Raw genomic sequence first — 19587 nt, forward strand, 5'->3', positions numbered from 1 at the left:
TTTAATTGATCGATATATTAACAACTAAAATTATTTTTCGCTTCCTTTAATCTCTTTGGTATAAAGGACAAAGTTCATACACTCTTATCGACCTAACAAAGCAAATATTGTATCTTTAGTCATTGTTATTGTTTATAAAATTGAAAAAGACATGGAAGCCTTGCATAAAAGAACCATACAACCTGATATCAATGATCATCGTGATCACCAATTTTGTCTGCATCACGGTGACAAATCGCCCCAGTACAACCATATAACTTGCCCAGTTAGATTAAAAGAGCAAATGGCTGAAGATATTCTCCCTAGGGTAGATTTACGCAAAAGTCTTACCTCAGAAATAATTAACCAAGGCTTACTTAATTCATGCTCAGCCTGTGCTATTGCCGTAGCGGCTGAACTTTATTTAGTCAAAGATAATCAGCCTTTTATTAACGAGAACATCAGTAATATCGATGCTTCACAAATGTTCATTTACTACAATGAACGGGTAATAGAAGATAAAGTTGATTTAAATGCCCCCGTTTTTATTCGTAACGGAATTAAATTACTGTTTAAAAACGGTATTTGTTCAGAAATCTCTTGGTCTTATCCTGAAACAACATTACCCAAAAGCATTAAAGATATTATTAGAACAGGCAGCGTTGCAGAAATTGCAGCAGCGATAGCAAAAGCACTAAAAGACAATGAAACCGAGTTACATGCTGCTATTTCACAAAGCCCCTCTGTGCAGGCACTCACACAAGCAAAAAAACATATCATCACCCGTTATTGCAAATTAACCCTAGATAACGGTTTACTCGACCTAAAATTATCTTTGTCGAAAGGCTTTCCCGTTATTTTTAGCATGATGGTGCCGAGAAGTTTTTACTTAACACCGGCGAGTGGTATTTTTACTATGCCAGCCCAAAATGAAGTTATGCTCGGTGGTCATGCCTTACTAGCCGTTGGATATAATGATGCGGCACAGCACTTTATTGTAATAAATTCATGGGGTAAAGAATTTGGTGACCAAGGCTATTGCTATATACCTTATGATTTTTTTATTGGTAAATATAACACCAATCAAATAAGTCAGGCTGAAGAGTCACAAGATAACACCTTTAGCTTTTGGTGTTTGACTCATGACTAATTACTGAGTAACAGGTTATGAGACACAGGGGTGACCATTTAATGGCATTAATCTCAGGTAGAGAAACTTAGCTATATAAACTTAGATACGTTGGCCTAACCATCAATCAATACCGTTAATATTTGCGGATTATTGTGCAATGTTCGATGTACAGGACAACGGTCAGCTATTTCAATTAATTGTTTTTTTTCATTATCACTTAACAGCCCAAACAACTGAACTTTGTGGAGTAATGATTCTATCTTTTGATCATGCTCTGACGCTTTGTCTACATCATTTAAATAATGACGCTCGTGGGATAAAGAAACTTCATCGTGCTGAAGCGATATTTTTTTATGGTCGGCGTACATACGAATGGACATTGCCGTGCAAGTGCCTAAAGCAGCAAGTAAATATTCATAGGGATCTGGACCTGAATTCTTCCCACCTGACTGAGTCAATTCATCTGCATACCAGTGATCAATCAATTTAATTAAATTAAATTAAATCATAGTGAGACTTATGTAAAAACTTATCATTATAAAATTGTACTTGTCGCTCAAATATTAATTCTTTTAAATCATAAGCTTACTTGCGCCACCCTGTGCTAATGCAAATAGCCCTAAACTCATATCCCAAGCCTATCGGTGATTATTCAGGGTGATTAAATGCACTCTAAGACTAACAGGCTTATCTTTATAATGTTCAGACACTGCCAGTAACGTTGGCCAGGTAGTGCGAGAATGTGGGCATTGAATATCAATAAAAGCATCAAGAGTAATGAGTGCCGCTGCATCACCGAGAAGGAAGCCGCTCGGGCAATGAGAAATAGGTATCGTCATTACAAATATTTCCCTGTATGACTTATCATTGATGATTATAGTTAAATAAATTACCTATGAGACTGTTGAAACTTTGCCATTGAATAACTGTTTTTCAACGAGTCGGTCTAACGCAAAACGCCCACCATTAAAGATAACAACCAATGCGAGTAATACTCCCCATAATACATGTTCAGCATAAGCAACTGGCGCAATATCTTCTAAACTTATCACAGCAACAATATTAACAAAAAACAAACCTAAAGCAGAAAATCGACTCGCTAATCCAGCCATTAATAACAAAGGTAAAATAATTTCTGCACCGGTACCTAAATAAGCGGCTAATTCAAACGGTAATACAGGTACTTGATATTCATATTCAAATAACATCAGTGTACTCTCCCAATCTCTGAGCTTTGTTAATCCCGAGGCGAAAAAGGCCCAAGCAACATAAAAACGCGCAGCTAACAATGCGACGGGTTCTAACATACTAATTTTACTGGCAACATTACGATAAAAAAGGCTGGTTTGTAAAAATAGATTTTGTAAAGTATCCATGGTTATTTCTCTTTAAAATAATAAATTAAGTTACATTCAATAGCACTAATAAGCCATTGTTCAAATGAAAATTCGTTGTCATGATTAACCGCATTAAGGGCTTGTTCTAATGATTTACCAGCCAGTAAGTCATTGATAAAACGACCTTCATTTATAGTTAATGTTGTTACTTTGGGCTGATATTCGGGACGGTAAACCATCACAAATTGTTCTAAAGGCTTTACTGATAGTGCTTGCTTTGCATTATTCATTGCCATTTTTCGTTGCTGTTCATCTTCATGATGGTGTGCATAAAAAATATCTTCTAATGGAAATGCTGTTTTCAACACGCGCACATTCTGATTAAATTCAATAAAAATATGCTTAGGTTCACTTTCACCAAGCACTTGCAATGACGTTTGTACCAAGGTCTGATCACGACCATTTAATGCACAATGAATGTGCCAATCTAGAGTGGAACAATCAGAAATATAAGGATAAATCATAGCTATTTTTGTTGTTTCTAAAAAGTGAGAAAAATTTTCTCCCCATAGAGCCCAGTCGCCTTGGTCTGGTGGCGATTTCCTTAAAAATTGATAAACTAGGTCTTCGCCAATATCACTATCTAACAATTCAAATACTGTTGGAAAACTAATCGTTAATGCTCGTTGAGCGTTAGCCAGTAAATTTCGTCGATAAATGTTAATACCTTTAGCATCAAAACCACATTGTTCTAAAACAGTTGAACCTTCATGCCAAATAACGTCTAGCAATATTTGCTGAAGACTTTTATTGAGCTCATTTTTACCTGGTTCATTAATGCATAGTTCAGTTTCAGATTGTTCACTCATGTGCTCTTTCTCACTAATACCGCATCGGCAATATCACGCGCTTTTTTAGCTTCAGCAACCAGTACTGACCACTCGGGCAAGTCGCTATCCCATTCAATAAGTGTCGGCAGTGCCCCAAAACGGGTTAGCGCTTTTTTATAGCCTAACCAAACTTCATCAGAAACAGGGCAAGCATGATCATCAATGGTCAACTCTCCCACCAAAGGTATGCTACAACCGGCTAAGTGAATTTGTGCCACACTCGCCACGGGTAATTCATTAATATAATCAGTGATAGATTGCTGAATATCGCTGTTATCAAAGTTCACACTATTAACGGCAATGTTATTAATATCTAACAATATTTTTGCCCCCGTACGTTGATAGAGCTGCGCTAAAAATTCAGCCTCTGAAAGATGGCTTTCATCAAACTTTATATAAGCAGAAACATTTTCAATAATAAGTTCCCGCCCTAAAAAATCTTGTACTTTTTCAACTTGTTCACACATCGTGGCTAACGTCTGCTGAGTATGTGCAATCGGTAACAGATCACCACTGTGAATAACTTGCCCTTGTTGCTGTCCCCAAGTAAAACAGGCATGTTCAGACATAAGAAATGGGTCAATATTTTCCGCTAATATTTTCAAACGATCCAAGTAATGCTGCGGAATATTCTGTACAGAGCCAAGCCCCATTGACGTTGAATGCAAACTGACTGGGTATTTTTCTCTAACTTGTTTAAGTACAGATAACGCAGCTCCGCCTTGGCCAAAAAAGTTCTCCGAATGTACTTCAATAAAATCAACCTGTTTGGGCTGAGTTAATATGTCGGTAAAATGAGGGTGCCTTAGACCAACGCCTATCATTACATTACTGTTTAATACCGACATACTCATTATTTAAGCGCCTTTCGTTGCTTTATAAAGCTTTTTAGCATCTGCTTTTGAGAGTCCGCCAAGTGTTGAGCAAGTGCCTTTTGTTACTAGCTTCCATTCACCTTTATCATTATCTACTTTTGACTGACCGGCACATGAATGGGTACCTGCTAAATTTGCACAATCGTTTTGTGCCGCTTTTGCTACGCCATAACATTTTTCTTTCTTATCTGCTGCTTCTGCTGGTGCAACAATACCTGTCGAAATTACTGCAGCTAGTGCTGCACTTACTAATAATTTATTATTCATGATTTATCCTATTATTGTTTAAATGAGCAACTAGGTTTGTTGCTCTAACCATTGTATTAATTCTTGTGGTGGTAACCCACCTACACGTTGTTCAATAATGACACTATTTTTCACCAACATCAGCGTTGGTACACTACGTATACCATAATCAGCAGCTACACTTGCCATACTATCGACATCAATTTTAATCGTGTTAAATCTATTCTTCATCAGGTCAGAGGCTTCTTCAACGATGGGATCCATTGTTTTACATGGCCCGCACCATGAAGCAGTAAAATATAACAGTGAATATTGATGCTGAGATAATAGATCATCAATTGAGTCACCTAATGCTAGTTTTTTAATCATCAATCCTTACCTAATGGGTGAGTATTAGTCGTAAATCTTTTCAATTTGCGCTTCTGTTAACCCTTTAATATCGGTCCAATTAGTCTGAGCTGTTTCAATGTAACCCGGAATATCTGTTACCCATTTTTTTTGTACGTCTTTATTGAGGTTTAAATATAATTTGTCACCACGGATATGCCAGGCCATAGGATCTGTATCAAACTTTTTATTCATCGTAACGCCAAAGGCACAGAAACCACCGTACTGTGGTGCATATTTACTGGGCTCAGATTTAAAAAGATCACGGTTATCTGCCGTAGAAAACTGATAAATAGCGCCGTTGTAAGCTGCTGTGAATTGATCTGAGCCTTTCGTTGGTGAGCCTTTAGTAAAATAAGATACGGTATCATAGCCTTTAATCGCTAAATCATTACCATTGGCATTTACTTCAATATTCGCCGCAAAACTTAAACTGCTAACTAATAATGCAGAAGTTGCGAAAGTAGATTTTATCAATGTTGAAATTTTCATTTTGTTGCTCCAGTATTTAATTTTACTGTGTCATGTTCAAGGTTTGTTTATTAATAAGGATGTTTCCTTGATTGATAATATAGGCCTTTCAATTGCCTAAAAGGAATGAGATAGTCCTAACTTTGAACCCAATCGTCCAGAATAGGCATAAAGAGAGATAAAATGGATCAACTTTCAGTCATCTTGCAACGCTTTTCGATGAATACTGAGGTTTTCTTTGCCGGAAATTTATGTGGTATTAGTCATTTTAATCGCGAGCAAAATCAGGGACACCTGCACTTACTTCGCAGTGGAGAGTTAACGCTGATTGATGAGCGAGGTAAACCTCAATTAATTAATGAACCGACCGTGTTATTTTTCCCAACACCTCATGCTCATCGTATTATTGGTAGTGAGCACAATCCCCCTGAATTAGTTTGCGCTAACATCATCTATAACGAAGGCTCCTCTAACCCCATAGCTAATGCTCTGCCTGCGAGAATGCTCTTTACACTTGGCGAAGACGAAAAACTGAAAAAAACTGCAGATTGGTTATTCGAAGAAGCATTTCACGAACGATGTGGACGACTTCCTATGATTAATTCGTTAACCAATATCTTTCTTATTCATGTACTTCGCCATGTACTCGATAATAATATTATGCAGCATGGATTACTCGCAGGATTGGCCCACCCTCAAGTCTCGAGGGTATTATTAGCTATTCATAATACGCCACAGCAACAGTGGAGCTTAGAAGAAATGTCTGAGCTTGCAATGATGTCCCGTTCAAAATTTGCAGATATTTTTAAATGTACTGTTGGTCAAAGTCCAGGAGATTATTTAATTAATTGGCGTATTGTTGTGGCTAAAGGCTTACTAAAACAAGATAAATCTGTGGCATTAGTGGCTAATGCCGTTGGTTATGAAAATGGCTCGGCATTAGCACGGGTATTTAGAAAAAAACTGGGAATATCCCCAAAGCAGTGGCTTGAACAAACACGCTAACTTAATTTGACTATGTGACAGGACTTATTTTTTGGGCAACCAAAATTTGCTGCTATTAACGAGAGAAAGATGATGGAGTGTAAGTGAAGTTTATTGTGTTTTAATAACAAAATACTTTAGCGCTACTAATGAAGTTATCTTTAATAATAAAACCAGCTATTGAAAAATAGATTATAAATAATAATTTATGCAATACTGATGTTGTTTTTATTTAACCGCCAAACCGTAAACTAAAAAACATTACAATTTTTATTTGCTTAAACATTTAGCTTCAATATGATCTATTGATGAGAAGATAGCGGTATATGCAGGGAAATTTTTGGTGAAAGAACATTTAGTCAATAAAAGTAAGGTTAGACGACTAACAAACGCTGATTTTGGTCAATTATCCACGGGTGAATCGACACAACTTTTTACCCTACAAAACAACCTTGGTACTCGGATCAGTATTACTAACTTTGGCGGCATAATTACCGCCATTAACACGCAAGATAACAAGGGTATGATTGCTGATATCGTTTTAGGTTACGATAACATTGAAAGCTACGAACACGACCCTTATTATCTAGGCGCCGTGATTGGTCGCTTCGCTGGTAGAATTGAGCAAGGGACTTTCAGTATTGCTGATGAAACTTTTCAGCTGGCCTTAAATGCTCCTGACAGCCAACTTCATGGAGGAAAAAAAGCCCTTAACAAGCAATTATGGCAGGCCAATAAATTTCAAAATAACAGCTCGGCAAGTGTAGCGCTCACTTATACTAGCCCTGATGGCGAAGAAGGTTTTCCCGGCACCGTTAACTTCAAAGTAATTTATACTTTAGATGACGATAACCAATTCACCCTTGAGTATTTTGCCAGTACCGATAAAGCCACCTTAGTTAATTTAACGCAACACAGTTATTTTAATTTAGCGGGACATAACAGTGGTAATATTTTAGATCATCAAGTTTATATTAATGCTGACCATTTTTTACCTATGTGTGAACGTGTCTATCCGACAGGTGAAAAAAGACCGGTTGCTGGAACGGTTCATGATTTTACCAACGCTACAGACTTACGTACTTTGGGCGATGAAATAAACGGTGAAGATGAACAAATAAAAATTGGCTTGGGTTATGACAATTATTGGCTTTTAAATAAAGAATCTTTAGCGGGGGAAGTGCTTGCAGCACAAGCTGTCGAAAAATACTCTGGGCGTTGCCTAAGTATTTATTCAGACCAACCTAGCTTAATTTTATATACCGCCAATTATATTGACGGTAGCCAAGTAGGTAAAGACCACTGCCGATACCAGTCACGCGCTGCACTTTGTTTAGAAACCCAACGCGCTAATAGCTTGCACAAAGGTTGCTCTATCGACAATGTGCTATTGACCCCTGAAGCAGATTTTTATAGTAAGACTCGCTGGGTTTTTTCTTGTCTTTAGCGTCAAAAGGATAAGCATAGGCATAGAAAGAAGCTTTAATCCTTTCTATGCCTGCTAGCTTATTTAATAATAAACATAATCAAAGCGCCAGCCATTGCACCAAAGATCGCAGCAAAAAATACTTGCTTATTTTGACCACTCCCCTTTTCTACTCCACCGACAAGATCTACTTCAAGCGCTTCAACAACAATGATATTGCTTTGTGCTGTTTCAAAAACTGACGATAGACCAAGTACCGTATCTTGGGAGGCATTCCCGTAACGCTCTACTCGTTGAACCGTTCGTAAACTAATAGCGCAGGCATCGGCTAAATGTTGTTGTGTCCAACCTTTGGCCGTACGTAACTCTTTTATTTTTTTAGCGTTAACGTCCATATTATTTACCAAACAACATAAAGAAGACTTTTGCCAATAAAAATCCCAACAGCCCTCCCGCTAAGAAACAATATGGGATGTACCACCAGAGCTTATCTTTACTGAGTTGGCGACTTTTCTTTAAGGCTTTTTTTATGGTTTTTACATGGACATCATTTTTTATCAAGGTACAGTGAGTTTCACCGGTAAACATATTAACAACATGTAATTCAACTTCATAAGAGTCTGCACCAATAGAAAAATGATGAATTGATTTACGTCTAAACGACCATTTTCCAGAGACCAAGACATCATCAACATAAAGTCGCTCTTTACCATTAACCGCTGAGCAATTTAAGTAAACAGTATGGTCACCCTCAATAAAGCTATAGTTGAAACCTTCGCGAAAACTTATCGTACCTTCCAAATCTTGTTCAGCTGTTATCGTATTCGGCGGTATATTTTTTTCTGTGCTTTTCTTTGTCGTGTTTTCTATATTATTTTCCATAATGTTGCCTTAGTTAGTCTTATTTGTGTGAGGCCAGTAAAACTTTTTTCAGTAATAAAGTCTGCGTCATTGAGGTGACAGTACCCCTAAATGTCATATGACAACATCAGTGTCACAGAAACTAACGTATTGAAAATATTAAACAACACAAAATAAAAGAGGGCAACATAATTGTTGCCCTCTTTTATGCTAAGTCAACCTAGTTAACTATACATCTAATAAATCTTTAATTTGTTGGGTGATTTCATCGATTCTATTAATATCTATCGGGGCAATAAAGATAGTATCATCGCCAGCTAATGTGCCTAAAATTCCGGCGGGTTCACCTAAACTGTCTAGCATTCTCGAAATCAATGGCGCACCACCAATACCGGTTTTCAAAATTATTTGCATATTATTATGCTTAACACTGACCACAACCGACTGAATAGATTGCTTTGATTTAGGTACTGCAAGCTCATCAGGTAAAATATAAACAACTTCAGTATTGGCGTTACGCATTTTAACTGCGCCAAGTTTTGACAACAAACGAGATATTTTCGCTTGTGACATGTTTTTAAAACCTTGCTTATCTAAAGCTTCAGCGAGCTGACTTTGTGAACCGTAGCATTGATCTTTTAATAAGGATTTAAATGCTAAAACTAATTCTGCTTCATTTTTTTTACGGCTAGAAATCATATCTTCGCTGGTACAGTAATTATATTATTTTTTATTTTAAGCGATTAACACTATATTCACCTAGACAAATTTATAAAAACTAGTGTTAACTTGGTATTTTCTCTAAAGAAATAACACCTAAGGATATAACGCCACATGAATCAAGCCTTAGCCCAAAACAAAAAAAAGTAAAAACTGGGCAATAAACAGCTGAATTTAATAACTTTTACGATAGTACTTCGCGAGGGTATACCCTTCTTTTATTCGATTAGTATCCGGGTTTACCCTTCGTTACTTTTGATTTACTGCTGATACGCTAAGCAGCAATTTTACTTTACTTGATAGTCATACATATTTACTTGCTTACAATTTTTAAACATTTTTCAAACGCATATGTCTGACAAAACTTGCTTACATTTGTTAACATTTAGTTATATAAAAAATAATAAGAATTTATCGAAGAATCATGAACAATTATCTTTCAATGACCCATCGCTTAATAGGCTGCAAATAATGTTGAGTAAAAACTTAATAAGAAGTACCTATCAACTGTTGTTTTTATTACTGACATTTATATCAGTACCCGCTTTATCTGCTGATCCACAACATGAAAATGAAACTACGGTATTTGATAAAACATTCAGCTGGCAAGCTATGGGTGGGATCTCAGGTATTTACCAACAGAGTCAATTAATGGGGGTTGAGCCATCAGAATTTGAAGATTACCTTAATATTTCACTGTTACTTGATGTTTATTACAAAGGTTTTTTTATCCAATCAAATCATCGTCGCTCTGATGCTGTCACGCTAGGAGGTGAAATAGGCTACGAACTCATTGTTAAAGACAATTGGGAACTCGATATTATCACCAAAACTTATGTACAGGGTTATCAGCCTAAAGAATTAATAAAAAATAGCGACTCTGGTATCTCCACCTTACTCGGTTTACAAGAAAGAGACTCGGGTGAAGGGTTAGGCTTTCGTTATTCCCACTTTTATGACGATGCTATTTTATCGGTCGATGTCGCCGCACTTATCACCGATGGCTGGGTGGCTGATATCTTTTATAGCAAGTTGCTTCCCTATAGAAATTGGGACATTTATCTTGGCGCAGGTCTTACCCACTATTCATCACAAGTGACTGATTACTTTGTCGGTGTTAATAAAAATGAAGTTTCAGATATGCGTTCTTTTTATAAACCCGGTAGCAGTTATAAAGCACAATTAGAAGTATTTGCTCGCTACCCTATCTCTCAAAAGTGGTCGTTTAATGGTGGTGTAACTCAAAGTTATTATTCTGCTTCTTATAATGACAGCCCTCTAATTGGCCAGCAACACTTAACACAAGTGATGTTAGGGGTACTTTATGTCTTTTAAATTTAGCAAAGGACTTGCTAAAAAGTGGTTATTACTAAGCTGTTTATTCGCAGGGTCGACGTCTAGTGTCGCCGCAGAAATAACACAGGAGAAACAAGTTCAGCTAGTCGAAAAATCGCCAGAAAATCACGTGAGCTTTTCAGCACAACCTGCGAACTGTATTGCTTTGCGATATGGCAGAACCTGTTACGCTAACGTAAAAATAAACTGGTCTAGCGATATTAAGCAAGATTATTGTCTGTTGATTAAACCAGAAAAAACAGCACGAACAGTTCAGCAAAACATAAAATGCTGGAAAAGTAGCAATGGCAACGAAATTATTTTTAATTTTGAATCAAATAATAAAATTGAATTCCAGCTGATGTCCTCTAAAGACAAGCAAGTTATTGCAGAAACCGCAGTAGAAGTAAGCTGGGTGCACGAAGCAACCCCAAGAAAACGTCGCTGGCGTATATTTTAATGCTAACGTCAGATGTAATAAGGATAAAAAAATGACCAGTCGAATCTTATTAGTAGAAGATGATTTAACCTTAGCTGATTGGGTTTGTGAGTATCTTCGCGAACAAAATTTTATTGTTGATCATGTCGCTCGTGGTGACTTAGTCATGGCCGCCATGGCAAAATTTCAACCACAATTGGTATTGCTCGATATTATGTTACCTGGTTTGAATGGTATTGAAGTATGCCGATTGATTCGCCAAGAAAGTCAGTTACCGATAATAATGCTTACCGCTAGAGCGGATGAGTTTGATGAAGTTATAGGCTTAGAGGCCGGCGCTAATGACTATGTAATAAAACCTGTTCGTCCACGTGCCCTACTAGCGAGAATAACGGGTGCGCTTAAGCATAGCGCGCCAACCGAATCATCTACGCAAATAATAACCTTCGGTTCACTCATTATTAATGGTGAAGCTAAGCGAGTCACCTATAAAAATGAAGAGGTGGAATTATCGACCAGTTTATTTGCCTTTTTAACTTTTCTTGCTAGCCATGCTGGCGAAGTTGTTGACAGAGACACCGTATTTAAAGCGTTAAAAAGTCGCGAATATGACGGACAAGATCGCCGTTTTGATGTGATGCTTTCAACACTACGGAAAATATTTAAAGACGATCCACAAAAACCACAAAAATTTAAAACTGTTTGGGGTAAAGGCTATTTATTTGTGGCCGATGCGTGGGCTGAATAAAAAATGAAACGCTTGTATATCAGTATGGTAGTTGCCGTGTTGGGGGCATTATTCATTATAAGTTGGGGACTAGATAAACTGGTCGCAAAACAAGGTAATGAACATGAAAATACAGAGTTAGTGGTTTACCAGAAACTCATTGATGGTTTTGAGCAACAGTTATCAAGCATAAAAGCTGATGAATTATTGGAAAAAACCAATCAATTAGCAAAGAACTTTCAAGTCAATGTTTCACTTGAAAGTACCGATAACATTGCTCTGCCACCCTCTTTACTGGCACAACTCTCACAATCAGGTGGTTTATTACTCGCTTCTCAAGATGATGCTTATTTATTAAGAAAGATATCCTTGTATCCACAAACGCTGATACATTTACAATTACCACCGATGGTGCCAGAAAATGAACAAGAAAATCTACTTTTCACCTTGATCCTCTATCTAGGCATTTGTGGTATTTTACTGCTCTGGCTGTTGCCATTAACTCGTCGCCTTTATTTACTGACATTTGCCGCTGCTAAAATTGGCGCTGGCGATCTATCAATACGTGTTCCTTATAACCGTTTATCTTATATAAACACCTTAGAAAGCAGCTTTAATAATATGGCGGCGCGCATAGAGAAATTGGTTGCTGACAATAAAATTCTTGCCCGCAGTATTTCTCATGATATTCGCACACCTATGTCATGCCTGCGATTTGGCGTTGAAGCAGCATTAGACTGTGATGATTTAAACAAAAAAAATAACTATCTTTTACGTATGGAAAACGAATTGACCCGCATGGAAGATATGACAACTGCTTTTCTTGACTATGCGGGTATGGAACGACAGAGCTTTCATTTAAATACCGAATTAATTGATGTCAATAACCTCATTGAGCTCGTGACCAGCGACTGTCAATCATTAGCAGAGCAACATAATATTAAATTAACTTGTCAGTCGTTAAGCATAGAGAAATTCTATTCTTTAGACTTTCATTGGTGTTATCGCGCCGCATTAAACTTAGTCAGTAATGCTATTCAGCATGCCAATTCACAAGTCATATTATCGGTAGAGCTAACCCAGCAGGGGTTTTCCATTGCGGTAGAAGATGACGGTAAAGGTATTCCAAAAGATAAACGAGACGTCATTTTTTCACCTTTTATAAAACTTGATAGTTCACGTTCACGAGAGCAAGGACACTTTGGTTTAGGGCTTGCTATTAGCGCTAAAGTGATGGATTGGCACCAAGGAACCATTAAAGTCATTGCAGGTCTTCATTTATCAGGGGCACGATTTATTCTACTCTTTCCGGCGCAGAGCCAAATAGAAAAATAATAATCATTTACAATACTTTGTAACAACACAAGGTGTGATCATAATAAAATGAGTATGCTATTATCGTTATCATTTACAGAAAGAATGATTAAGCGGCGACTGCAATTTTGTATAAGTACCCTATTAAGTTAATTACCGTCCCTACTTACGGTAAATATGGGTAATGCTAAAGCTTTAACTTCCTATATTTATAACTTTCTATTAGTATACCGCCTGATTTCATCTTGATAGAATTAACTAAACCCTTTTAAAATAAAGGACTATTTTGTTTTTTATTTTTCAAAACTAAACACTAGCAGTAAATAACTATGAGTAAAGTTGTTAATAACAACCTCCTAAAACAAGTGCTAACGAACTATCGGTGTTCTGTTGATCAATGTAGCGTATCTCCTTTAGGGAATGGCTTAATTAATAGCACTTACTTGGTGTGGAATATTAACGATAATTTTGTTTTACAACGAATAAACAAAAACGTTTTCAAAAAGCCAGAAGACGTCATTAATAATGCCGAATTGATTAACCAACATTTATTAGCAAAAAAGCAGCAGAATTTATATTCTCTATCGCCAATATGGCAAATACCGACTATCGATAAACAGCCTTTTGTTATTGATGAACACAAAGAGTATTGGCGTGCTATTGGCTACATACCCAACTGTTTTACTGTTGAAGAAGTTGAAAATCCCTTACAAGCACGACAGGTCGGCTCAGCTTTTGCTAAGTTTACAGCAGCATTAAGTGATTTTTCTGCAACGTCATTAACCGAAACCATTCCTGACTTTCATAATTTATCTAAACGAATGAATGATTTAAAAACGGTAATTGAGACCAATGCTAAGCAGCGTTTATCTTCATGCCAAGCACTTGTTGATTTTTGTTTTGCACAGCAAGTTTTTATTGATGAAGTCACGAGCCTTACTCAACAACTTCCACTGCAAGTTACCCATAACGATACTAAAATTAACAATTTATTATTTTGTGCTAAATCCAACCAACCGCTGGCTGTCATTGATTTAGATACCTGCATGCAAGGATATCTTATGCATGACTTTGGTGACATGGTAAGAACTTGCTGTTCAAATTTACCTGAAGATGGCAAAGATTTAACAAAAATGGCTGTTAGATTTGATATTTACAGCGCGCTAGCACAAGGCTACATAGAAGCTTTTGGTGACAAAATGTCGACACTTGAAAGACAAAGCTTAACGATTGGCGCACAATTATTACCTTTTATGCTCGGCGTTCGATTCTTAACTGATTATCTAGATGGCGATAATTACTTTCATGTTAAGCATCAAAATCATAATCTAGAACGTGCTAAAAATCAGCTTAACCTTTATCAGTTGTTACATAAAGATCGTGAAAAACTGAATGAAATAACCACTGATTGTGCCCTCGCTATAAATTAACCCCTGCTGTTGCCTTTGGTCAGACTTATAAACGGGGTAGAGATAAAGTTGTTACTTATATTAAAGGCGACACGACCGGCTAATCAATCACCTTTCCCTTCTTTATTGCCTGTTATTTTGCCACTTTTGCCACTTTTGCCACTAGAACCCCAAGTTATAATGTGTGAGGAATACGATAAAGTACTTTATAGTCGACTAATTTGACCTTATTGTCATTGTATGTTTTTTAACCTACACTGTTTTCAAAATATAATAATAAGAATAATAATGGCTCGCTATAATAACGTCACTCCAAGGTTTATTAAATACGCCATGTTAGTAAGCCTTGCATTTATATTGATAATTGCCAGTAACTTAGTTAATAACATCACAACATTTACTCAAAACGATAATGAACAACAATTTGCGGAGGTAAGCACATTGCAAACCAGCATTGGTCAGCAAGCTCGATTCTCGCTTTCTGATGGTTCAAAAGTTAAGCTCAACACCAATAGCCTAGTCAAAGTCAGTTTTTCAAAAAAAATGCGCTTATTAACGCTTATAAAAGGCGAAGCAAGCTTTGATGTTACTAAAGATAAAAGTCGACCCTTTATGGTCAGGGTGGGTAAAAATTCGTTTACCGCTTTAGGGACTATTTTTAATATAGAAAAAAATCAAACAAAGATATCGAGCTTGTTGTGACCGAAGGCCGTGTTTTAATTAGTGAGTCATACCAGCCTATTGATCAATTAGTGAAACAACAAACAAGGTTAACAACAGACCGTTTACCTGGTGTAGTAATTGCGTCAGGTGAAATTGCCACCATAGAAAATAGTGCCTACACCGCGAATAAAAGAATGTCTTTTGAGCAAATTCAGCGAGTACTCGCTTGGCAACAAGGTATGTTAGTTTTTAATGGTCAACCCTTAGATGAAGCTTTAACTGAAGTTAGTCGTTATACCACCATAAAGTTTGAAATCATTGATAGTATACTCACCCAAACAAAGGTTTCAGGTTACTTTAAAGCGAACGATATCGATGGGTTGCTTGAATCTTTAAAAAACAACTTTAATGTTCAATTCGAAAAAGTAAATAATAACATCATTCGCTTAAGCCTAAGCAATAAAAAAAATCACTAAAGCGGTTATTTCTAGGCTGGCGCCGAAGACCTTTTTTAAAATATTATCTCATTTACTAAAAAAGCAAAGTACTAAGACCTTGCTTTTTATTAGGTTTTACTGTTAATAATATTAAATTTCTTAATATTAGCTATCAGGATCAAGACCCTGCTTAATTTTTTCTATCCGCTCTTGGTGTCTATGATGCGCTTTCAGTGCATTAACAGAATAAGCGCCAACAATAGCAACAATGGGGATTAATAATGCTAGTGTCGCCGGATTAAGTAGTCTTTCTAACCATCCCATCAGTAAGTCCTTGTAAAATTATTAATGTAGCTTTAACGGTTATTCTTCGAAATAAGTTCCCCAACCATCATAATCAACTTTACAAAGATCGGCTAACTCAAACATTTTTTTAGTCTCTTCGAAAATAATCTCTTCATCGAGCGGTTGTTCAGTAATAATATCAAAAGCGAAAACTTTATCACCATTTTCTAGCTCAGCTTCTTCAGGGTCTTCTATTTCTAAACCCATTTTAAAAGCGGTAATAGCCGCTTTTTCTAGCAGATCAAAATCTGTACTAGAAAAATGATGCTCAATAGTGTGATGTACCTCTTCGTTGGTACCATCTTCGATAAGGGCATTCACTAAATTATTGGTGTGATCTTGCCATTGTTGCAAATCTTCATCTATCATCATGATCTCTATTTTTAAACTTTATTTTTTAGGATTAGCTCGTTTCCAGACTCTTTACTGAGCTCAGCAATTTTCACAAGCATACTTTTATGGGCGGTGTTAGCGACTTCTCTAATACTTTCTTTAGCTTGGTCATTAAAATATATAGGCTCTAATAGCTCAATAATCAATTTACCGTTGTTCCAACGACCTAATTTTATCTTGCCATGTAAATTACTGACACAAACAGGAATAATAGGTACATTTGCTTGTTGTGCTGTTCGAAATGCGCCGGTTTTAAAAGGCAGCAAACCTTTACCATTACTTCTAGTTCCTTCTGGAAATAACCACACCGACAGCTCTTTTTCAGTAATCTTTTTTGCAGTTAACGCTATGGTATTAATAGCTTTGCTTGAATTTGAACGATCAATTAAAATGTTACCCGTTAACCAATACATTTGGCCGAAAAAAGGGATCCACTTTAAACTTTTTTTACCAACGCTAACAGTAGAAGGCTGAACAGCTGCACTAACAGTAAAAATATCGTAGCTATTTTGGTGGTTACATATATAAACTGCTGGCCCAATATCTTTAATACTTTTGGGTATTCTAACCTCGATAGTTAGCCCTAAAAGTGTCGAAACCTTACTCAAATAATGCGAGGTATGAAAGACATTATTACGATGAAAGGGTCGTAAAATACTATAAATACAAGCAGCACAACAAATAAAGACTAAAGCTAGTGTCATGACAATAAAACGAATTATGGCTAACAAATTTACATCCTAATTATTATATATCGGCGCAGTATACCTTATAGATGTTCGACTACAAAACTCATTTTTATTAACCCAAATTGGGGTAAACAGCTATTATTTATCTAATGGAAATTATCGGGCTATTTGAATTTCTCTATATTTCATATAAAGAACTTTTAAACGCTCATACTCGAAAGCTCAACCTGAAGCATAATACCTAAAGGGTAAATTAGCGCGCACATCAATACTGCGTAAAAAAGTCAATAATATCTCTTCATTACCACTAACACCTAATTCATCAATGAGGATTTGCAAGGCAAGCATATCAACTCCTACCCCAAAATCATCACGTAACGAAGATGGCCCTAGTATAAGCAAAATTAAATAAGGCCCTGGGGTAACGTCCCATACACCGAGTGTTTGACCAAAATCTTCATTTTGTTCATCTAGACCTATTTTCGTTGCCACATCAAATACACCAAAAAGACCAAGAGTGGTATTTACCGCAAAACGGCCAAGAGTTTCAACGCCAACACTAGGTTTACCTTGTAAAAGTGCGTTGATGAAAACAGTAAATTCTCCTAGGTTTCTAAAAAAATTACTAACCGCTCTTTCAACAAAGTCAGGTGTTATCGCTTTATAACCAGCAACAACAGGTAAGAGTATGTATTCATCTGCTTTTGCATTAAAGTAATACATACGTCGATTAAACCCTTCCCAAGGATCGTCATATTGATTAGTAACGGCTACTTTTTGATAGGCTAAAGACAACTTCACTAGAGGCACTTCCACATGACCTTCTAACTTAGGTACTGATGAACAGCCGTAAAGTAAACTAACCAAGATAATGGCGCTATTTTTTATCAGTGAATTATAAAACGCTATCATTGTTGAATACCTTGGAATTGGCTATTCATGTAAGCAACAAAACTTGCTCTATCAATGTTTCCACAATGTCCGCTGCGCGGGAATATTTTTGCCCTTGCGCCAAAAACGTCTTGTAAATACTCCACTTCACCTTCAGCTAAAATAATGTCATCCGCATTGGTTACTAGACTTATTTTTGTGGAATTACGTAAATAACTTTCTATATTTATCAGTCCCAGTCGTGCAATAAGTGCCTCACGCGTTAAATCAGTCTCACTTTCTTGTTGCCAAGGCACGAGCACTTTTTCAAAGTAGTCCTTAAAGTAATAACACTGGCTCGATACATAGAGTGAGTAATACTTTCAAATTTATCAATTTTATGATTTTTATGATTTTTATGATTTTTATAAATAATACCGCCGACGTTATAACTAACATCTAATGCAAACAGCATATCCGTCGACGACATCCTAAATGATGCACCGATTAACAGTTTTAATTGTTATTCTGATAACTGAGCATCTTTGAATAAAGCATAAATAGCGCTTTGCGACAACGAAGATGATTCTTGTTCTGCATAACTATTAGCAAAACCTAAAAATATATCATCAAGCGTAGTTTCCGCAGCATCAGGACCATTTTCTTTTAAATTTAAATTTAAATAGCTATCAAGAATGTTAACTGAATTATATAAACTTACGAGTGGATTTATTAGCACAACTTTTTCAAAATTAAAAATCTGCTCACTTTCATCAAGTTTAGCAACATAAGCTGAGTGAACCCCCTAGACTATAGCCAGTTAAAGAGAATGTCGTTGCGACAACCTCATTTTCAGTGATGACTTGTTGGTAAAATTTTTGCACGATGCCATAAAGGTTTTTAGCATCTTGTTCTAACACCCCAGGAAAATCTGTAGATGAGTCTAAATTAATAATAAAGTTAGAATATGTCGGCGAAGAAAGCGAAATAACATGATAGCCTTGTTGAAACAAAGTTTTTGTAAACTGATCATCTTTTCACTGTTATAACTTGCGCCAGTGCCAGCAATCACAAAAACTAGTGGTGCTTGTTCGGTTTGCTTTATCAGCGAGTATTTCATCTTAGTGCTATACCAAAACACCTGAGGGATTGATGTAATTGAACGCAATGCTATCGATTTTTCTATGGTTGGAATTTCTAATGGTAATATTGCTTCGCTTTCTTGGCAATATCCGGTAACTGTTGCTTGATACCTTGTGTAGTCTATATCACAAGTATTGGCTTTTACTTCCAATTCACCTTGGTCATTAGCACTACATGCTGTGCAACAACACAGCATGTATACTTAAAAATCGCACAACTTCCCTTACTATTTAACATTATATGATTAAATCTATTGGCTGTAATTATAACTGACTAATGATCAGGCTCCTAAAGAACAGCCATTATTATCTTCAATAACATACATATAAATAAGGTCATTAAAGCCAATTATTTCACACGTAATATTTTATTAAGCTGAATACTCACGGTGATTTTTATACAGTGTTGAATAAGTTTAATTCTTCGACTAATCAAATATTAAGCGATATAAAGTAGTATTTAAGCTAAATATAACGTCTTTTTTTCAATACTTACCTATAGTTAATATCTAGTAA

The 19587-nt window shown here is 36.4% G+C and carries 28 protein-coding genes; 10 read left to right on the forward strand and 18 right to left on the reverse strand.

Annotated features, from left to right (window positions below; translation table 11 throughout):
• Positions 1–151 precede the first annotated feature (151 nt).
• Entirely contained in the window at positions 152–1129 is a 978-nt protein-coding gene (locus H4J67_RS14335) for a C1 family peptidase (RefSeq protein ID WP_182169295.1), read from the forward strand.
• Between the two features lie 95 nt (positions 1130–1224).
• Here the strand turns inward: H4J67_RS14335 and H4J67_RS14340 are convergent, their stop codons facing one another.
• The 8 genes from H4J67_RS14340 to H4J67_RS14375 all read right to left on the reverse strand — a co-directional run bounded on the left by H4J67_RS14340 (position 1225) and on the right by H4J67_RS14375 (position 5338).
• Positions 1225–1569, reverse strand: a complete 345-nt coding sequence (locus H4J67_RS14340; protein WP_259368616.1) for an OsmC family protein — start codon at positions 1567–1569, stop codon at positions 1225–1227.
• A 180-nt stretch (positions 1570–1749) separates the two neighbouring features.
• The gene (locus H4J67_RS14345; protein WP_182169293.1) at positions 1750–1950 is read right to left on the reverse strand and encodes a DsbA family protein; all 201 of its coding nucleotides are present in this window, start codon (positions 1948–1950) and stop codon (positions 1750–1752) included.
• 54 nt (positions 1951–2004) lie between these two features.
• Complete coding sequence (locus tag H4J67_RS14350) at positions 2005–2487, reverse strand: DoxX family protein (protein ID WP_070375773.1); 483 nt, start codon at positions 2485–2487, stop codon at positions 2005–2007.
• A gap of 2 nt (positions 2488–2489) precedes the next feature.
• Positions 2490–3317: a DNA-binding domain-containing protein gene (locus H4J67_RS14355; protein ID WP_182169291.1), complete on the reverse strand. Its 828-nt coding sequence runs from the start codon at positions 3315–3317 to the stop codon at positions 2490–2492.
• On the reverse strand, positions 3314–4192 hold the full coding sequence (locus H4J67_RS14360) for a DUF692 family multinuclear iron-containing protein (RefSeq protein WP_259368617.1): 879 nt from the start codon (positions 4190–4192) through the stop codon (positions 3314–3316). Before H4J67_RS14360 ends, H4J67_RS14355 begins: the two co-directional genes overlap by 4 nt.
• A gap of 3 nt (positions 4193–4195) precedes the next feature.
• Complete coding sequence (locus tag H4J67_RS14365) at positions 4196–4480, reverse strand: DUF2282 domain-containing protein (protein ID WP_070375771.1); 285 nt, start codon at positions 4478–4480, stop codon at positions 4196–4198.
• 30 nt (positions 4481–4510) lie between these two features.
• The gene (locus H4J67_RS14370; RefSeq protein WP_182169289.1) at positions 4511–4828 is read right to left on the reverse strand and encodes a co-chaperone YbbN; all 318 of its coding nucleotides are present in this window, start codon (positions 4826–4828) and stop codon (positions 4511–4513) included.
• Positions 4829–4852: 24 nt separating this feature from the next.
• Positions 4853–5338, reverse strand: coding sequence for a YHS domain-containing (seleno)protein (locus tag H4J67_RS14375; protein ID WP_070375769.1), 486 nt, complete (start codon positions 5336–5338; stop codon positions 4853–4855).
• 162 nt (positions 5339–5500) lie between these two features.
• Here H4J67_RS14375 and H4J67_RS14380 point away from each other — a divergent pair, with 162 nt between their 5' ends.
• Together H4J67_RS14380 and H4J67_RS14385 are read left to right on the forward strand one after the other, a co-directional pair.
• Positions 5501–6322, forward strand: a complete 822-nt coding sequence (locus H4J67_RS14380; protein WP_182204098.1) for an AraC family transcriptional regulator — start codon at positions 5501–5503, stop codon at positions 6320–6322.
• Positions 6323–6644: 322 nt separating this feature from the next.
• Entirely contained in the window at positions 6645–7748 is a 1104-nt protein-coding gene (locus H4J67_RS14385) for an aldose epimerase family protein (protein WP_182204099.1), read from the forward strand.
• A gap of 59 nt (positions 7749–7807) precedes the next feature.
• On the opposite strand, the gene H4J67_RS14390 is transcribed toward H4J67_RS14385, so the two are convergent.
• From H4J67_RS14390 to argR, 3 genes are all read right to left on the reverse strand, one after another.
• On the reverse strand, positions 7808–8122 hold the full coding sequence (locus H4J67_RS14390) for a helix-turn-helix domain-containing protein (RefSeq protein ID WP_182204101.1): 315 nt from the start codon (positions 8120–8122) through the stop codon (positions 7808–7810).
• Between the two features lies 1 nt (position 8123).
• Entirely contained in the window at positions 8124–8609 is a 486-nt protein-coding gene (locus H4J67_RS14395) for a hypothetical protein (RefSeq protein WP_182169282.1), read from the reverse strand.
• A gap of 207 nt (positions 8610–8816) precedes the next feature.
• Positions 8817–9287: a transcriptional regulator ArgR gene (gene argR, locus H4J67_RS14400; RefSeq protein ID WP_070375764.1), complete on the reverse strand. Its 471-nt coding sequence runs from the start codon at positions 9285–9287 to the stop codon at positions 8817–8819.
• Positions 9288–9779: 492 nt separating this feature from the next.
• Between argR and H4J67_RS14405 the strand changes: the two genes are divergently transcribed.
• The 7 genes from H4J67_RS14405 to H4J67_RS14435 all read left to right on the forward strand — a co-directional run bounded on the left by H4J67_RS14405 (position 9780) and on the right by H4J67_RS14435 (position 15671).
• Entirely contained in the window at positions 9780–10643 is an 864-nt protein-coding gene (locus H4J67_RS14405; RefSeq protein ID WP_182204102.1) for a MipA/OmpV family protein, read from the forward strand.
• Positions 10633–11103 (forward strand): DUF3019 domain-containing protein, encoded by a 471-nt coding sequence (locus H4J67_RS14410; protein WP_182169279.1) that lies wholly within the window; start codon positions 10633–10635, stop codon positions 11101–11103. The genes H4J67_RS14405 and H4J67_RS14410 overlap by 11 nt, the downstream gene beginning before the upstream one ends.
• Before the next feature lie 31 nt (positions 11104–11134).
• Positions 11135–11830: a response regulator transcription factor gene (locus H4J67_RS14415; protein WP_182169277.1), complete on the forward strand. Its 696-nt coding sequence runs from the start codon at positions 11135–11137 to the stop codon at positions 11828–11830.
• Positions 11831–11833: 3 nt separating this feature from the next.
• The gene (locus H4J67_RS14420; protein WP_182169275.1) at positions 11834–13144 is read left to right on the forward strand and encodes an ATP-binding protein; all 1311 of its coding nucleotides are present in this window, start codon (positions 11834–11836) and stop codon (positions 13142–13144) included.
• A gap of 308 nt (positions 13145–13452) precedes the next feature.
• Positions 13453–14553 carry a phosphotransferase enzyme family protein gene (locus H4J67_RS14425; protein WP_182169273.1) on the forward strand — a complete coding sequence of 367 codons (1101 nt, stop codon included), beginning with the start codon at positions 13453–13455 and terminating at the stop codon, positions 14551–14553.
• A 267-nt stretch (positions 14554–14820) separates the two neighbouring features.
• Entirely contained in the window at positions 14821–15234 is a 414-nt protein-coding gene (locus H4J67_RS14430; protein ID WP_182204104.1) for a FecR family protein, read from the forward strand.
• Positions 15231–15671: a FecR domain-containing protein gene (locus tag H4J67_RS14435; protein ID WP_182204105.1), complete on the forward strand. Its 441-nt coding sequence runs from the start codon at positions 15231–15233 to the stop codon at positions 15669–15671. The genes H4J67_RS14430 and H4J67_RS14435 overlap by 4 nt, the downstream gene beginning before the upstream one ends.
• A gap of 126 nt (positions 15672–15797) precedes the next feature.
• On the opposite strand, the gene H4J67_RS14440 is transcribed toward H4J67_RS14435, so the two are convergent.
• From H4J67_RS14440 to H4J67_RS14470, 7 genes are all read right to left on the reverse strand, one after another.
• The gene (locus tag H4J67_RS14440) at positions 15798–15956 is read right to left on the reverse strand and encodes a hypothetical protein (RefSeq protein ID WP_182169269.1); all 159 of its coding nucleotides are present in this window, start codon (positions 15954–15956) and stop codon (positions 15798–15800) included.
• A 39-nt stretch (positions 15957–15995) separates the two neighbouring features.
• The gene (gene rraB / locus H4J67_RS14445) at positions 15996–16349 is read right to left on the reverse strand and encodes a ribonuclease E inhibitor RraB (RefSeq protein ID WP_259368619.1); all 354 of its coding nucleotides are present in this window, start codon (positions 16347–16349) and stop codon (positions 15996–15998) included.
• An 11-nt stretch (positions 16350–16360) separates the two neighbouring features.
• Positions 16361–17101 carry a 1-acylglycerol-3-phosphate O-acyltransferase gene (locus tag H4J67_RS14450; RefSeq protein WP_220463151.1) on the reverse strand — a complete coding sequence of 247 codons (741 nt, stop codon included), beginning with the start codon at positions 17099–17101 and terminating at the stop codon, positions 16361–16363.
• Between the two features lie 180 nt (positions 17102–17281).
• Complete coding sequence (locus H4J67_RS14455; protein WP_182204107.1) at positions 17282–17971, reverse strand: VacJ family lipoprotein; 690 nt, start codon at positions 17969–17971, stop codon at positions 17282–17284.
• Complete coding sequence (locus H4J67_RS14460) at positions 17968–18246, reverse strand: hypothetical protein (RefSeq protein ID WP_182169265.1); 279 nt, start codon at positions 18244–18246, stop codon at positions 17968–17970. Before H4J67_RS14460 ends, H4J67_RS14455 begins: the two co-directional genes overlap by 4 nt.
• 206 nt (positions 18247–18452) lie before the next feature.
• Entirely contained in the window at positions 18453–18668 is a 216-nt protein-coding gene (locus tag H4J67_RS14465; protein WP_182169263.1) for a hypothetical protein, read from the reverse strand.
• Between the two features lie 204 nt (positions 18669–18872).
• On the reverse strand, positions 18873–19268 hold the full coding sequence (locus H4J67_RS14470; protein WP_182169261.1) for a hypothetical protein: 396 nt from the start codon (positions 19266–19268) through the stop codon (positions 18873–18875).
• Between the last annotated feature and the right edge of the window lie 319 nt (positions 19269–19587).

The organism is Colwellia sp. BRX10-4, assembly GCF_014077465.1.
Taxonomy (GTDB): Bacteria; Pseudomonadota; Gammaproteobacteria; order Enterobacterales; family Alteromonadaceae; genus Colwellia_A.